The organism is Hymenobacter terrestris, from assembly GCF_013377905.1.
In the GTDB taxonomy this organism is placed as follows: Bacteria; Bacteroidota; Bacteroidia; order Cytophagales; family Hymenobacteraceae; genus Hymenobacter; species Hymenobacter terrestris.
Genome location: NZ_JABKAV010000014.1, coordinates 17,663 through 34,243, shown reverse-complemented (window position 1 = coordinate 34,243; position 16,581 = coordinate 17,663). Strand labels below are relative to the sequence as shown.

9 protein-coding genes are annotated in these 16,581 nt (G+C 63.0%); 6 read left to right on the top strand and 3 right to left on the bottom strand.

The genetic code is table 11. The features are described from left to right. Window positions 1-50: 50 nt before the first annotated feature. Complete coding sequence (locus tag HW556_RS07150; RefSeq protein ID WP_176899338.1) at window positions 51-959, bottom strand: LysR family transcriptional regulator; 909 nt, start codon at window positions 957-959, stop codon at window positions 51-53. Between the two features lie 99 nt (window positions 960-1,058). Here HW556_RS07150 and HW556_RS07145 point away from each other — a divergent pair, with 99 nt between their 5' ends. Both HW556_RS07145 and HW556_RS07140 read left to right on the top strand, forming a co-directional pair. After that, a complete protein-coding gene (locus tag HW556_RS07145) occupies window positions 1,059-2,102 on the top strand; it encodes an alkane 1-monooxygenase (RefSeq protein WP_176899337.1) in 1,044 nt (347 codons plus the stop codon). A 202-nt stretch (window positions 2,103-2,304) separates the two neighbouring features. Beyond that, the gene (locus HW556_RS07140) at window positions 2,305-5,391 is read left to right on the top strand and encodes a T9SS-dependent choice-of-anchor J family protein (protein ID WP_176899336.1); all 3,087 of its coding nucleotides are present in this window, start codon (window positions 2,305-2,307) and stop codon (window positions 5,389-5,391) included. A 179-nt stretch (window positions 5,392-5,570) separates the two neighbouring features. Here HW556_RS07140 and HW556_RS07135 read toward each other — a convergent pair whose 3' ends face one another. Then, window positions 5,571-6,119 (bottom strand): RBBP9/YdeN family alpha/beta hydrolase, encoded by a 549-nt coding sequence (locus HW556_RS07135; protein ID WP_176899335.1) that lies wholly within the window; start codon window positions 6,117-6,119, stop codon window positions 5,571-5,573. A gap of 179 nt (window positions 6,120-6,298) precedes the next feature. Here HW556_RS07135 and HW556_RS07130 point away from each other — a divergent pair, with 179 nt between their 5' ends. The 3 genes from HW556_RS07130 (at window position 6,299) to HW556_RS07120 (ending at window position 13,485) form a co-directional block, all read left to right on the top strand. After that, on the top strand, window positions 6,299-11,947 hold the full coding sequence (locus tag HW556_RS07130; protein WP_176899334.1) for an alpha-2-macroglobulin family protein: 5,649 nt from the start codon (window positions 6,299-6,301) through the stop codon (window positions 11,945-11,947). A gap of 311 nt (window positions 11,948-12,258) precedes the next feature. Then, a complete protein-coding gene (locus HW556_RS07125; RefSeq protein WP_176899333.1) occupies window positions 12,259-12,558 on the top strand; it encodes a hypothetical protein in 300 nt (99 codons plus the stop codon). A gap of 48 nt (window positions 12,559-12,606) precedes the next feature. Next, window positions 12,607-13,485 (top strand): hypothetical protein, encoded by an 879-nt coding sequence (locus tag HW556_RS07120; RefSeq protein WP_176899332.1) that lies wholly within the window; start codon window positions 12,607-12,609, stop codon window positions 13,483-13,485. A gap of 14 nt (window positions 13,486-13,499) precedes the next feature. On the opposite strand, the gene HW556_RS07115 is transcribed toward HW556_RS07120, so the two are convergent. Next, complete coding sequence (locus HW556_RS07115) at window positions 13,500-14,096, bottom strand: Uma2 family endonuclease (RefSeq protein WP_176899331.1); 597 nt, start codon at window positions 14,094-14,096, stop codon at window positions 13,500-13,502. Window positions 14,097-14,175: 79 nt separating this feature from the next. Between HW556_RS07115 and pbpC the strand changes: the two genes are divergently transcribed. Next, the gene (pbpC, locus tag HW556_RS07110) at window positions 14,176-16,497 is read left to right on the top strand and encodes a penicillin-binding protein 1C (RefSeq protein WP_176899330.1); all 2,322 of its coding nucleotides are present in this window, start codon (window positions 14,176-14,178) and stop codon (window positions 16,495-16,497) included. Window positions 16,498-16,581: the final 84 nt, after the last annotated feature.

The window sequence follows — 16,581 nt, the reverse complement described above, 5'->3', positions numbered from 1 at the left end:
CCGGCTACACTCAGCCTGACACTGCTCTTTTTGCTTCGTTTACTCGGCTTCTAGGCCCCAACACCTCCATAATACCGCCGTGCAAACTGCACAAAGGCTTTGTAGGGCAGGTTGTTTTCGGTGCCTTTGCGCTGCACAAACTCGAAGTGCCGTACCAGGTTCAGATCCAGAATAGGCACCTCAACCAGCTCGCCGGCAGCCAGCTCCTTCGTTACGGCCTGGCGGGGCAGAAAGGCCAGACAAGTATCCACGCGGACGAAGTTCTTGAGGGCCTCGGTGCCGCCCAAACGCACTTTTACCGGCAAGTCGGCGAGGCGGATGCCCTTGGCGGCCAGGGCTTCTTCGAGTACGGCCAGCGTGCCCGAACCGGTTTCGCGCAGGGCCACGGGCGTACGAAGCAGATCGGCGGCCAGTAAGGGTTGGCGTAGCAGGGGGTTGCGGCCCGAACACACGGCCACCACCTCGTCGGTGAGCAGAGGCGTGTAGGTGACGTGGCTAACCCGGTGAATGCCCTCGATAATGCCCAGGTCGATTTCGTGGTCGAGCAGGGCTTTAAGGATGTTTTCGGAGTTGCGGTTTTTGAGTGTGAGCCGGGTGTTGGGGAACTGGCTCAGATAGGCCGAAAGCACCGGCGGAATCACGTAAAGCGAAATGGTGGTACTAGCCCCAATCACCATGTCGAGCGGAGGCGAAAACGCCGGGCTGAGGGCCGCGAATTCGAGATGCAGCTCGTGCTGCAGCTGGCGGGCCAGCAGCAATTTCTGGTACAGCAGCTCGCCGGCCGGCGTGAGCTGCACACTGTTGCCCAGCCGCTCGAACAGGCCCGTTTTGTAGTGCTCCTCCAGCGCCCGCACCCGCTTACTCACCGCCGATTGGCTCAGAAACATCGTCTGCCCCGCTTTGGTAAAGCTGAGCTGGCGGGCAACTTCGAGGAAAACTTCGTGGGCTTGAGAGAGCATGGCGGCGACAAATTACGGCGGTTTCGCGGGTAGGCAGCACCCAGCCGTTGCCGCTGCCCGGATTTCTACTTACCTTCTGCTTCCCAAACACTTCCGCTTATGCGCCCCACCGACCTCCGCTACCTGAGTGCCTACCTCGTGCCGGCCTCCGTGGCCGTGGGCCTGGTCTGGCGGGGGCCCTGGGCCTGGCTCACACCGCTGTTCGTATTCGGGCTGGTGCCGTTGCTGGAGCTGGCGTGGCCGCCGCGTAACGTCGTCAGCAACGCGCCGGCTACGGCCGGGGCCCCGCACCACCCGTTTTTCGATTGGCTGCTGTACCTGTGCGTGCCGCTGCACGTGGGCCTGCTGGTCTGGTATCTGGCGGTGCTGACGCGGGTGCCACTCATGGGCGCGGAAACGGCGGGACTGGTGCTGAGTATGGGCATTTGTGGCGGCTCGCTGGGCATTAACGTGGCCCACGAACTGGGGCACCGCAGCCGCGGCTACGAGCAGCGGCTGGCGCAGGTGTTGCTGGGCAGCGCGCTGTATCTGCACTTTTTCATTGAGCACAACCGGGGCCACCATCGCCACGTGGCCACGCCCCTCGACCCCGCCACTTCGCGCTTCAACGAGCCGTTCTGGCGGTTTTTGCCGCGGGCTTTGGGCGGGGAGTTGCGCTCGGCCTGGCACCTGGAGGCAGAGCGGCTGCGACGACTAGAAGTGCCGGCCTGGAGCGGGCAGAACCAGCTGTTGCGGTTTATGGCGGTGCAGCTGGCAGCGGTAGTGGGCGTAGGTCTGGTTTTCGGTGGGTTGGGGCTGCTGGCCTGGGCGGGTGCGGCGCTGGTGGGCGCGGTGCTGTTTCAGCTGGTGAACTACGTGGAACACTACGGACTGCTGCGCCACCGCACAACCGGCGGGGTATACGAGCGGGTGCAGCCCCATCACTCCTGGAACTCGGAGCACGCCGTGGGCCGCATCCTGCTCTACGAGCTCACCCGCCACTCCGACCACCACTACCTGGCCTCGCGGCCCTACCAAACGCTGCGCCATCAGCCGGCCTCGCCCCAAATGCCCACCGGCTACCCGGGCATGATGCTGCTGGCCGCCGTGCCGCCGCTCTGGTTTAAGGTGATGAACCGGCGAGTACCGGCTGTTCAACAATAGTATCTGCGCAGGTAAGCGGAAGAATGCGCAGAGCCTTGCTGGCCTGTTGGCAGCCACGGGTGGCAGGAAGTCGCAGGTTAACAAATTGGGCATTTGCTGCACTAAAGGCATTTTCGGGGTACCTTTACCAGGTGTTTCACCGAACGCAAGCAGCTCAATCTGAGCCGCTTGTTTTGTCTGCCTTTTAAAGTTTCTTTCTATGATGAAACGTTTTCTCCTGCTAAGCTGGGCCAGTTTACTAACCATGGCCTCGTTGGAAGTCCGGGCTCAGGTTACGCTCTCGAACAGCCCCTACGTCGAAACCTTCGACGGGCTGGCTGGCGGCCTGCCCGCCGGCTTCAGCATCTACACCAATGCCGGCCCCAACCAAGTTGGCACCGCGGCCACGCTCACCACGGCCCCCACCACCTGGGGCAACAGTAGCGGCGCATTCAAGAACTTCGCCTCGGCTACCGGCCTCAAAAGCACCGCCTCGTCGGCCGCCCAGGCTGCCAGTCTCAACCGAGCACTGGGCCTGCGCCAGACCGGCAGCTTCGGCGACGGTACCAGCACGACCACCGGGCCCGGGCCGGCGTTTGTGTTTCAGGTGACAAACACGCTGGGCAAAACCGATTTCGAGCTAAATTTCCGGCTACAGTCGCTCGATAGCACGATTGGGCGCACCGCTACCTGGCAGGTAGAGTATGGCTTTGGAGCTACGCCCACAGCCTTTACGGCAGTGGGCACTACGGCCACCACCGGCCCGTTCTTTGCCAACTCTGCCCTTAAAGTCGGCTTCGGCGGGGCACTCGACAACAAGACCGGCCCGATCTGGATTCGGATTGTGGCCCCTACTCCTACCACGGGCCCGGGCAGCCGGCCCAGCTCGGCCATCGATGATTTTGCCCTGAGCTGGAACGCCAACCCCAACGCGCCGGTACTGGCCGTGGCGCCGGCCGCGCTCGACTTTGGCAAGCAAACCATCAATGCACCTTCCGAGCCGCGCACTTTTACCCTGACGGGCACCCGGCTTACAGCCGATGCCCGCGTGCGCACAGCGGCTCCGTTTGCCGTTTCCAAAGATGGGGTAGCCTTCGACAGCGTGGCCGTGTACTCGGTAGCCGAGCTGGCCCAGCCCCGGCTGGTATATGTGCGCTTTACGCCCACCACTTTAGGCCAGGCCAGCGGCGCGGTAAGCGGTACGGCCACCGTGAGCAGCGCCGGTGCCAGCAGCCGCGCCGTAGTTTTGCGCGGAGCCGGCAACGACCCCTCCCAGACCGTATTCGATTTTAATGACTGCAACGCAACGGCGCTGGCCGATGGCTGGATACAGTTCAGCGTAACCGGCAGTGCCCAAGCCTGGGCCTGCACCAGCTTCGGCCGCAACCCCACCGACCCCACCGACTCGGCGCCCAACCCCAGCGCCGTGCAGATGAACGGCTTTGCCAACGGCGGCAACGTGGCCAACGAAGACTGGCTGATTTCGCCCGCCCTCAACCTGACCAGCACCAGCTTCCCGCTGCTGTCTTACTGGACCCGTACGGCCTTCAATGGCCCAGGTCTGCGCCTGTTGGTTTCCACTACCTACTCCGGTACCGGCAACCCCAACGCCAGCGGCGTAACCTGGACCGATTTGAGCGCCAACTTCCCCGCCCAGAACTCAAATGTGTGGCAAAACAATAGCCTCGACCTGAGCGGCTACAAGCGGACCGGCGTGTACGTGGCCTTTGTGTACACCTCTACCACCAACGGAGCTGCCCGCTGGACTGTTGATGATGTGGTGTTGACCAATTCGGCCACGCCCTCGGCGCCCACTGTGCGCCTGAGCACCCAGAACCTGGCTTTCGGTTACCAGCCGGTGAACACGCCAGCGTACCGGAACATCGTGCTGACGACAACCAACCTGACCGGGCCGCTGACTATCACATCGCCCGACGCTGCCTTTCAGCTCTCGAAAGACAGCCTGGTGTTCAGCCCCAGCCTGACTTACACTCAGGCGGAAGCCAGCAACCGGCAGCTACCCGTACGGGTGCGTTTTCTACCCACGCAGGCCTCTGCCGATTATGCCGCTACGCTGAGCGTGACCACGGCCAACGTGCCGACGCTGACCCCGAGCCTGCGCGGCAACACCTACGACGCGACGAAAACCCTGGAGGTGGTAAACTGGAATGTGGAGTGGTTTGGCTCGACAGTTGCCGGCCAAGGACCGACCGATGTGGATCTGCAGCAAACCAATGCTACCGCCATGCTGAGGGCCCTTGCCGCCGATGTGTATGCGCTGCAGGAAGTGGTGGACACGGTGCGCCTGCGTAACCTGGTAGTCGCCCTTTCAGCGCAATCGGGCGTACAGTACGCCTACAAAACCGCCGATTTTGGCTCGCGTGCCGACGATGCCGCCGACTCCGATTATGCCTCTACGCAGAAGCTGAGCTTTATTTACCGCCCGGATGTGGTGCGGCCCGTGAAATTTGAAGGGCTGCTACGCTGCCCGGAGTCGCAGAACTGTCCCGCCTTCAATGCCTGGTCGTCGGGCCGCTTTCCCTACCTGATGGCCGCCGACGTAACGCTCGATGGCCGGACACAGCGCGTCAACTTCGTGAACATTCATGCCAAGGCGAATATATCGGCTACTTCGGCCAACGATTACGCCCGTCGCAAAGCGGGGGTTGAGCAGCTGAAAACCCTGCTCGACACCAGCTACCCCGGTTCCAACACATTGGTACTCGGCGACTTCAACGACGTGCTCGAAGGCACTATTGCCACGGGCGTTACGCCGGCCGTATCGTCGTACAACGTCTTCGTAGCCGACCCCAACTATGTGGCTCTCACCCTGCCACTGGCCCGGGCCGGTGCCCAGAGCACGGTGGGCTTCGGAACGGTGATTGACAACGTGCTAGCCAGCAAGCCGATGGCCACCTACTACATCAACGGCTCGGCGGCCATTCGCACCGATCTGGCCGCGGGCATTGCCAACTACGCCAGCACCACCACCGACCACTACCCGGTGTTCACGCGCTTCTCGCTGACCCAGACGCCGCTGGCCACCACCCGCGCCACGGCCACTGCCCCGCTGAACCTGTACCCGAACCCGGCCACCAGCAGCCTCCGGTTTGAGGTGCCGGAAACCGGCTCCGGCCTGCGCCTGAACGTGTACACCATCACGGGTCGCCTCGTGCTGGAAGGCAGCGGTTCGGCCGAGCAGTTGAACAAGCAGCTCAGCCAGCGTGTGGCCGGCCTGAGCAACGGCCTCTACGTGGTGCGCGTAGTGGGCGCCAAGCAGACCTACGTGAGCCGCTTTCAAAAGCTGTAAAGACTCCTGTTTCGTGGATATAGAAAGCGCCCCGGCCGGTTGGTTGGGGCGCTTTTCGTTGAGTTGAATTTGTGTCGTGAGAACAGCTGTAGCGCGAAGCTTCCACTTCGCGTGTCGTTGCTGACTTTGCTGACTGCCAGGCGTCATCGTTCAACGGTACGCGAAGCGGAAGCTTCGCGCTACAGCTGTTCTACAGAACCGGCAACCAGCTCCTGCACCAGCTCCCACCCGATCGGCCACAACCCCAGTCCCGACTCGGAGTTGAGGTGGCCCAGCGCGCCCACGTTCACCAGGCGGCTACCCCAGGCGGCGGCAAACTCCTGAGCGCGGGCCAGCGTCACGTACTCGTCGTTTTCGCTGGCTACTACGATGCTGGCAAACGGCAGCCGCGCCGACGGCATGGGCGCGAACCCGCGCACTTCGGGCAGCTGCGCCCGCCGGTCTACATCGGCGGGACCGACGAGCAGGGCGCCGGCCACTGGGCGGGTGGCGGTGGCGGCCCAATGGGCCACCGTGGCGCAGGCCAGGCTGTGGGCCACCAGCACCACCGGCCCCGCCACGGCAGAAACGGCCGCGTCGAGGGCGGCCACCCAGTCGGCGCAGACGGGCTGTTCCCAATTGTGCTGCTCTACGCGCCGGCAGCCATGCTGCTGTTCCCAACGGGTTTGCCAGTGCTGCGGGCCGGAACTGCCCAGGCCGGGCACGGTAAGGATGGTGAGGGGTTTCATCCGGTGATTATAAGGCTAGCTTGAACGCTCATTAGCAGAGGGCATGAATTATTTACCATTTTCCTATACGAAGGTGTTGGATGAATAATTATTCCCATCCAAACCTATACAGAACCACATAACATTGCCCTTTTTCTATACCTTCCAGTATCCTGCTACGCTCCTCCTTATCCCCTGCTATGCCTCTCCCCCGACTTGCCCGTCAGCCGCTGCTGGTGTTGCTGATGCTGCTTGGTGTCGCCTGCTCGCGCTCCGAGGAGAGGGCCGCCGACCCTAACGGCGCGGAAATCGACCCGTACCAGAACATCGTGTTTCAGTTTGCCGATGCGGTAGTGGGGCCCGAACAGTTGGACCGCTGGGATACTACGCGGGTAGTGGCGTTCGAGCCGGCCATGCGCGGCAAGTTCAAGTGGACGACGGACCGGGAGCTGGTGTTTTCGCCCAACGTGCCGCTGCGCCCCAGCACGGCTTTCACGGCCAAGCTAGTGAACGAGGCTCTGCCCGAAGGCACGCGCCGGGACACCGAGCTGCCCGAAGACCGCCAGAAATTCCATACGCCTTATCTGGCGCTACAAACGCCTCAGGCTTTCTGGGCGCGCTCGGAACGGGCTGCGGGCACGGCTGAGCTGCGGGTGGAACTCCCCTTCAATTACGCCGTGAAGCCCGCCGACGTGAAGCCGCTGCTGCGCCTGACCCAGGACGGCGAGCCGGTAGCCTTTGAGGTGGCCGGCACCGAGGCGGGTCAGCAGGTGCGCCTGAGCCTGAAGCAACAACTACGACCCGGCACGCCCCTGAAACTGGCGCTGGCCCCCGGCCTGAGCGCAGTGGGCAGCGACAGGCCCACCGACCAGACCACCGAAACCGAGCTGACCGTGCCCGACCCCCAGGCGCTGGAAGTAACGGCCATCAACGGCACGCTGCAGGGCGCCGACCCGGTTATCACCATCCAGACCAACCAGCCGGTGAGCGGGATGGATTTGCGGAGCGCCGTGGCCGTGTCGCCGCAGGTGGCTTTTGAGGTGGAGGAGCGGGAAAGCGGCGTGCGCCTCAAGGGCGGCTTTGCGGTGGGCAAAAGCTATCAGGTGCGCCTGAGTAGCGGCCTGCGCGGCAGCCTGGGCGGGCAGCTGAACGACGACGTGACGCAGACCGTGAGCTTTTCCGACGAGCGGCCTACCATCAGCTTCGCCAGCGCCGATAAGGCGCTGTACCTCGACGCGCTGGGCGCCCGCAACCTGGGCATCCGCATCAACGAGGTAGACAAGGTGAAGGTGACCATTACCAAGGTGTACGCCAACAACATTCAGCAGCTGCTACGCGGCGGCAGCCAGTATGGCTACCCCGAGTACGACGGCGAGGACGACAGCAGCAACCAGGACGAAAACGGCGAGTATGTGGACCGCTCGTTTCAGTACTACGACGTCGAGAATTTGGGCAACGTACTGTCGGAGCGCACCTACACGGTGGCCGGCATGCCCAAGGAGCAGGGCCTGCGGCTGCTGAACCTGAGTTTAAAAGACCTGGAGTTTTCGGCGGGCCTCAAGGGGCTCTACGTGATCCGCGTGCAGGACACCGAGCGGCAGTGGCTGCAGGTAAGCAAGCTGGTGGCCGTGTCGGATATTGGCCTGATTGTGAAGCAGGGCGCGGCTGGCAGCACCATGGTATTTGCCAACTCGATTCGGGAGGCTAAGGCCCTGGGCGGGGTCGAAATCAGCTACCTGAGCTCCAACAACCAGGTAATGGGCACCGGCGTCACCAATGGCGCGGGCGTGGCTAAGTTCGACTCGACGGCCCAGAATGCGCGGTTCCGGCTGGGCATGGTGGTGGCCCGCCGCGGCGACGACTTCACGTTTCTGGACCTGAACCGGAGCCGGGTGGAAACCTCGCGCTTCGAGATAGGCGGCCTGCAAAGCAACGCCGCCCGCTACCAGGCCTTTCTGTACGGCGACCGGGACCTGTACCGCCCCGGCGACACCATCCAGACCAACACCGTAGTACGCACCGAAACCTGGCAGGCCCCGCCCAAAGGCCTCCCGCTGAAGGTGCGCCTGCTGCTGCCCACCGGCAAAGAGTACGCCAGCCTGCAGAAAACGCTGAACGCCGAGGGCAGCACTGAGGCCCGCTTCATTCTGCCCCCCAGCGTGATGACCGGCCTCTACACGCTCGAAATACTGACCGCCAACGACGTGCTGCTGACTTCGCGCCAGTTGTCGGTGGAAGAGTTTATTCCGGACCGCCTGAAGGTAACGGTGAAGGCCAGCCGGGCCGTGGTGAAGCCCGACCAGACTGTGCAGGCCCTCATTACGGCCCAGAACCTGTTCGGTCCGCCTGCCGCCGACCGCAAGTTCGAGGTGGAGTTCTCGCTCAGGGAAAAGCCGTTCAAACCCAAAGATTACCCCAATTACAGCTTCGCCATCAACAGCGGCGACCGGCGGCGCGGAAATTATGGCGACCTGGAATCGACCCCGATTGCCGACCGCTTCGAGAAAACCGTGCGCGAGGGCACCACCGACGCCGCCGGCCGCGGCACCGCTACCTATCAGGTGCCCGACTACCCCGATCTGGGCACCCTCGAAGGCGCGGCCTTCACCACGGTGTTCGACGAAACCGGCCGCCCTGTGAACCGGCTGGCCACGTTTGAGGTGCAGACCCAGGCGGTCATGTTCGGGGTGCAGAACCTCAGCGAGTTGGTAAAAACCCGCGAAAACCTGCCGGTGCGGCTGGTGGCCCTCACGCCGGCCGGCCAGCCCACTACCGCTCAAGCGAAAGTGCAGGTGGTGCGCCTGCTCTGGGAAACCGTAATTGAGCGCCGCGGCGGCCGCTACACCTACAACTCGCAGAAGCGCGAAGAGGTGGCCCTAAGCCGCAACGTACAGGTTTCCGGCAGTGGCACCGATGCCAACCTGGGCTTTGCGCCGCAGTATTCGGGCGAGTACGAAATCCGGGTTTCGCGGCCCGGCGCGGCGACGTACGTGGCCCAGCGGGTGTACGCCTACGGTTACGGCGATACTCAGAGCAACTCCTTCGAGGTGAACAACGAGGGCGAAGTGACCATTGAGGCCGACCAGACCCAGTACGAGCCCGGCCAAACGGCCCATCTGCTGCTCAAAACGCCCTTCCCTGGCCGCGTGCTGGTGACGGTGGAGCGGGACCGGGTGCTCGACCATTTCTACGTGGACACCGACGAGAAATCGGCCAAGGTGGACATTCCGATTCGCGGCGGCCACGTGCCTAACATCTACGTAACGGCCACCGCCATCCGCCCCATCAAAGACAACCGCCTACCCCTGACCGTGGCCCGCGGCTTCGTGCCGCTGACGGTGGAAAAGCCCGGCTCGCGGCTGTCGGTGGCCATTAAGGCGCCCGCGCTGAGCCGCTCGCAAACCAGCCAGACCATTGAGGTAAGCACCGCGCCGGGGGCCCAGGTTACGCTGGCCATGGTGGACGAGGGCATTCTGCAGATGAAGGATTTCCGCACGCCCGACCCGCACGGCTACTTCTACCAGAAGCGCGCCCTCGAAGTGGCGGCCCACGATGTGTACCCCTTCCTGCTGCCCGAAATCGGCACCAGCTCCACCGGCGGCGACGTCTACGACCTGGCCCGCCGCACCACGCCCGTACCCTCGCGCCGCGTGAAGCTGCTGGCCAAGTGGAGCGGCGTGCTCACGGCCGACGGCAACGGCAAAGTCCGCTACAAGCTCCAGGTGCCCCAGTTCAGCGGGGCCATCCGCATCATGGCCGTAGCCTACAAGGGCGACGCTTTCGGCTCGGCCGAGCACACCATGCGCGTCGCCGACCCAGTAGTTATCAGCACCGCCCTACCCCGCTTCCTGAGCCCCGGCGACACGATTGATGTGCCGGTTACGCTGAACAACACGACCGATAAACGCCTCAAGGTTAAGCTCACTATTGATACCAAAGGATTAGAACGGAAGGCTATTTCCACATCTAGTTATGTCATCAAAATTCCGAAGGGCCCAATTAGCAACAAGGATATATCTGTTCCTCTTCAGTCTTCTATATACGCGGAAGATGGGATGGATGAATTAACGTTATTGCCGAACACAGAGCGCAGATTTGTATTCACAAACATATATGGAAAATCAATCGGCAATGCCTCGATAAAGATTAGAGCAAGTGTATTGAATTATCGTGAGCTTCCTAAAGAACAGCCGAATCCTGCTCAACAAGAAAGGAAAGGGATACAGAGTGATTTCACCGAAACCATCGAACTCCCCGTGCGGCCCGCTTCGCCGCTGCAAAAGCGTACCGGCAGCGGCTCACTGGCAGGCGGCGGCAAGGCGCAGCAGCTGAATCTGAAGACCGATTTCATGGCGGCCTCATTGCGGAGCCAGCTGGTGGTGAGCCGCTCGCCGATGGCCGAATTTGCCCGGGATTTGCGCTACCTGCTGCAGTACCCCTACGGCTGCCTGGAGCAAACCGTGTCGGCCGCCTTCCCCCAGCTTTATTATGGTGATTTGGTAGCGACTTTGGGCCAGAAAACCGGCGTCAAGGGCAAGGCGGGTCAGTTCAACCCCAATTACCACGTGCAGGAGGCCATCCGCAAGGTGGAGGCCCAACAGATGTACAACGGCTCACTGAGCTACTGGCCCGGCGGCGACTACGACAACTGGTGGTCCACGGCCTACGCCGCCCATTTCCTGCTCGAAGCCCGGCAGGCCGGTTTCGAGGTGAATAAGAACGTGCTCGACCGGGTGCTCGGCTACCTCGAAGCCCGCACCCGCCAGCGCGAAACCGAAACCTACAACATCATCCAGACCGGCGGCGTAATTCGGCCCGTTACGCTGGCCAAAAAGGAAATTCCGTACTCGCTCTACGTACTGGCCCTGGCCGGCCGGCCCACGCCCGTAGCGCTCAACTACTACAAAGCCAACCGCCCCCTGCTGGCCGACGATTCGCGCTACCTGCTGGCGGCGGCCTTCGCCCTGAGCGGCAACCAGCGCGCTTTCCAGCAGACGGTACCCGCGCGCTACGGTGCGGCTCCAAGCATCGCGAGCCGCGAGCTGGGCGGCTCCTTCGCCTCACCCATCCGCGACATGGCCCTGGTGCTCAACGCCCTGCTCGCCGCCGACCCTAGCAACCCGCAGGTGCTCAACCTGAGTCGCCAGCTGAGCCGCCGCGTGCAGCAGGCCGGCTGGCTAAGCACCCAGGAGCGCGCCTTCTCGCTGCTGGCCCTGGGAAAACTGGCCAAGACCAACGCCAACAGCACCGCCACCGCCCAACTCCTGGCGGACGGCAAGAGCATCGGCGCCTTCACCGGCAAAGACCTCGCGGTAAGCAACGTGGCCAACCGCCAGATTACGTTGCGGCCCACCGGCAAGGGCAGCCTTTACTACTTCTGGGAGCTGGAAGGCATTTCGCCCACCGACCGCGTGGCTGAGGAGGACGCTTACCTAACTGTGCGCCGCCAGTTCCTAGACCGCAACGGCAACCCGCTGAGTTCGGCCACCTTCCGCCAGAACGATTTGGTAGTGGTGCGCCTCACGCTCCAATCGGCCGAAAGCGCGGGCGAGGTGCCCAACGTGGCCATTACCGACCTGCTGCCCGCCGGCCTCGAAATCGAGAATCCCCGCATCGGGGCCGTCCGCGACTTGGCCTGGGCCAAGAACGCCGCCCAGCCCGACTACCTCGACGTGCGCGACGACCGCCTGAACATCTTCACCACCGCCACGCCTAAACCCAAGGCGTTCTACTACCTGGCCCGCGCCGTGAGCAAAGGCACCTTCCGCCTCGGCCCCGTCAGCGCCGACGCCATGTACAACGCCGAATACCATTCGTATTCGGGGGCGGGAGTAGTGAGGGTGCGGTAGGGTAATTGAACTGCAATGTGGCACGGACTTCAGTCCGTAGCCCGCCATGATGAACAGTTCATTGCCGGCGGGGTACGGACTTCAGTCCGTGCCACAGTATCTTGCCGCTTTCTTGTAATGACATGAGCACCTTTTGGGCCGACCTCCCTTGGTATCTGCTGGCAGCGGGGCTCTGTGGATTGCCCGTACTCGCCGTAGCATTTATAGCGATGCGCTCTGGCATCGACCGTTTTCGGCCCCGGCAGCCCCACCCCAACTACTCGGCCCTGGCAGCTGCCGGGCTGGCGACGCTGCTGCTTTTCTGGGGTAGCTTGCAGCTGCTGGGGTTTGGTTTCTTCCACCATCCGCACCGGGATTTCACTGCCGCCGAATGGGCACGCAGCCCGCAAAAACGGCATGAAATGGTGAATGGGCTTCAGGATTCGCAGCAACTCATCGGCCTCAACCAACATCAGGTTTCGGCCCTGTTAGGCCAGCCCAATCAGCAACGAGAAGAAACCTGGCTTTATTATTTAGGCATGAAGCCCGGCATCCACCCCGTTGACGCTGATTATCTGCGTCTGGAATTTAGCGACGGCAAAGTAGCCCGACTTGGCTACAATCAAAACTAAGCAGCCTTGCTTAGTGGGACAAATACGGTAATGTGCGTAATTCACCTCATGAACTACCTCATCTACCTCGCCCACGGTCCGGCCGCCATCAAACACGAGGCGCTGTACAGCCTGCTGACGTATTTTGAGGTAGCACCCGCGCCGCCCGCTACGGTGCTGGTGTACACCGATACGCCCGACGTTTTCCGGCAGGTACTCGGCGAGCGGGCCGACGTGCTGTACCCGGCTGTAACGGCCGAACAGTGGCGGGACTGGCGCGGGGCGGCCGATATGGTGTACCTGCTCAAAATCGGGGTGCTTCAGTACGCGGCGGCCCACTACCCCGGCAACCTGCTGTTCACCGATACCGATACGCTCTGGCAGCACGACCCTACCCCAATTTTCGACCAGATTGCGACGGGTGTCCGTTTTATGCACCTCAACGAAGGCGTGATGCGCACCGGCAACACCCTTAGCCGCAAGGTGTACCGGCGGTTACAGGGCCGCGAGTTTGCGGTGGGCACGGGCCGCGTGCGCATCGGCCCCGAAACGCCGCTCTACAACTCCGGCATCATCGGTTTCCAGAGCCAGGACGCGGCGCTGTTGGGCGATATAACTCCGCTGGCCGACCAACTCTACGCCACCTACAACAAGCATATGATGGAGCAGCTGGCCACCGGGCTGCGCCTGGGCCTCGACAGCCCCCTGCGCGAGGCGGCGCCCTACGTGCTGCACTACTGGAACCTCAAAGCCATTCGTCCGGCCCTCACGCGGGTGTTCGGGCAGTACGTCAGCCAGGGCTTACCCACCCTCCGCCGCCACCTCAACGCGCTGGACATTGCGGGCCAGCACACCGCCGAACTGGCCTACCGGGAACTGCCCGGCTGGCGCCGGACGCTGCTGAAACTATTAGGTCGGCAGTGGCGGATTACGGACGAAACGGAGTAGCCCGGAAACGGCCGCTATAGTCCTTCGAATACCTCTGCCCACTCCAGCGTCGTACCGGGCAGTGTGGCTACCGGTATCGGGCCGGGCTGGTAGAACTCGCCTTGCAACTGGTATTGGTCGTTTTCGAGAACGTATACCATCACGTTTTTGAGGCCGGGGTCCACCATCCAGTATTCGCGCACGCCGTTTTCCTCATAGAGGTCAAATTTGGTTTTGCTGTCGTGGGCCACGTTGCCGGGGCTCAGGATTTCAATAATCCAGTCGGGCGCGCCTACGCAGCCGAACTCGTCGAGCTTGGCCCCGTCGCAGATAACGCACAAGTCGGGCTGCACAACGGTGCTGATTCGCGCGTCACCATCGGGGGTGCTCTTCAGTAGTCGTACATCAAACGGCGCGGCAAAGCCTTGGCAGGCACCTCCGCGCAGCAAGCCACCAATCAACGTACTCAGGCGAAATGAAACTGACTGGTGCCGCACTCGCGGAGCGGGACTCATCTGACGCACCTTACCCCGAATCAATTCCACGAATTCATCTAGCCGCCACGTCAGGTAATCGGCGTAGGTGTACGTTTTGGTAAGGTCGAGCTGGGAAATATCGGTGATGACGGGCATGGCGGCGGCATTTTGTGGACTGACGAATATACGCAGGGCCAACGGTTAAGAAGGCCGCAGCAAGCTGTATCTTGCCCTTATGAAACGGCGCACCGCCATTCGCACTCTGGAAATTCTGGCCGGACTGGCGTTGCTGCTGCTGGCCCTCGACCGGCTGTTCCCGCTGCCGGCCGCCCCGCGCTACTCGCCCATCGTGCTGGCTGCCGATGGTACGGTGCTGCACGCCTACCTGAACCCCACCCAGAAGTGGCGGATGAAAACCGAGCTGAGCGAGATTACGCCGGTGCTGCGCCAGACGATTATCGAGAAGGAGGACCGCTGGTTTCGCTGGCATTTTGGGGTGAACCCGCTGGCGCTGGTGCAGGCCGCCGGGCGCAACGTATTTGGCAAAGGGCGCACCACTGGGGCCAGCACCATCACGATGCAGGTGGCGCGGCTACTGGGGCCCAAGCCGCGCACGCTGGGCAACAAGCTGCTCGAAATGGCCCGCGCCACCCAGCTCGAAGTGCACTACAGCAAGGATGAGATTCTGCAGCTCTACTTGAACCTGGTGCCCTACGGCGGCAACGTGGAGGGCGTAAAGTCGGCCGCGCTGCTCTACTTCCAGCAGCCGCCCAACTTCCTGTCGCTGGCCCAGACCGTTACGCTGGCCATCATCCCGAACCGCCCCCGGGCCCTGGTGCTAGGCCAGAATAATGAGGCCGTGCGCCGCGAACGGAACCGCTGGCTCCGCCGGTTTGGGGCCGCCGGGCTGTTTGCCCGACAGGATATTGCCGATGCGCTGCTGGAGCCGCTGAACGTGCGCCGCCACGCCGCCCCTACGCTGGCCCCGCACCTATCGCGGCGGCTGGTGCGGCAGTTTCCGCACGAGGCCATCATCCGCAGCAGCCTGCAACGCGCTAAGCAAAGCCGGGCCGAGGAGCTGACCGGCAACTACGTGCGCCGCCTGCACGAGCTGGGCATTTCGCAGGCCTCAGTACTGGTAGTCAACAACCGCACCCGGCAGGTGGAGGCCTACGTGGGCTCGGCCGATTTTCGCGACTTTCGGGGCCAGGGCCAGAACGACGGCGTGGCGGCCGTCCGCTCGCCGGGCAGCACGCTCAAGCCCTTCCTCTACGCCCTGGCTCTCGACCGGGGCTTGGTCACGCCCAAGCTGCAACTGCCCGACGTGCCCACCAACTTCCAAGGCTACCGCCCCGAAAACTTCGACAAGCACTGCCAGGGCGAGGTAACGCTGGAACGCGCCTTGTCCTTCTCGCTCAACATCCCCGCCGTGCGCGTGCTGCAGGACTACGGCGTGCCTGCCTTCACCGAAAAGCTCCAGCAGGCCGGTTTCCAAAGCGTGGCCCGCAGCCGTGCCCGGCTGGGTCTGAGCAGTATTCTGGGCGGCTGCGGGGCTTCTTTGGAAGAGCTTACCGGACTGTACGCGGCGCTGGCAAACGGGGGCGATTATGTGGCATTGGGGCTGACATCGGCTGCTGACTCCCTGCCAGAGAGGAATACAAAGCGCGAGCTACCGCTCGTTTCCCCCGCCGCCGCGTTCCTCGTTACCGATATCCTGAGCCAGCTGACCCGGCCTGACTTGCCGCTGGGCGCGGCCCGCAGCACCCGGTTGCCCAAAATTGCCTGGAAAACCGGCACCAGCTATGGCCGGCGCGACGCCTGGAGCATTGGTTACAACCGCGACTATACCATCGGCGTGTGGGTGGGCAACTTCAGCGGCCAGGGCAGTCCGGCCCTCACTGGCTCCGACGTGGCCACGCCGCTGCTGTTCGACCTGTTCAATTCCCTGGCCTACAACTCGCCCAACGACTGGTTTGTGCCCCCCGCCAGCCTCGACTTCCGGCTCGTGTGCACCGAAACCGGCCTCGTGCCCGGCGAAAACTGCCCCGACCAGGTAATCGACTACTTCCTGCCCAACCAAAGCTCGGGGCGGCGCTGCCAGCATCAGCGCGAGGTATTGGTGTCGGCCGACGGGGGCTTTACCTACTGTCGGGCCTGCGCGCCGGCGGCTGGCTTCCGGCGCGAGCTGTACCCAAATTTGCTGCCCGAGGTGGCGGCCTATCGGGTAACACAGGGCCTACCCTACCGCCGTCTGCCGCCCCACAACCTGCTTTGCCAGCGGGCCAGCAGCGGCTCCGAGCGGGCGCCCATCATCACCTCGCCCACTCCTAACACCGAGTACGTCCTCAATGCCCGCGAGCAGCCGCAACTCCTACTCAGCTGCACCACCGACGGCGAGGTGCGGCAGGTGTATTGGTATGTGAATGACCAGTTTCTGCGAGCGGCGGCAGCCAACGAGCGGGTATTTTTTCGGCCGACGCCCGGGCCGCTCAAAATCTCCTGCGCCGACGACCATGGCCGCAACACCGACGTGCTGGTGACGGTGGCCGAAATATAGCTCTAGGCTTTTCAATAACCCGTTTGCCCCACTCATTCCAGCATATATAGCCTGGCCTGAAGCGGGTGGCCCGGCCGGCGCTAC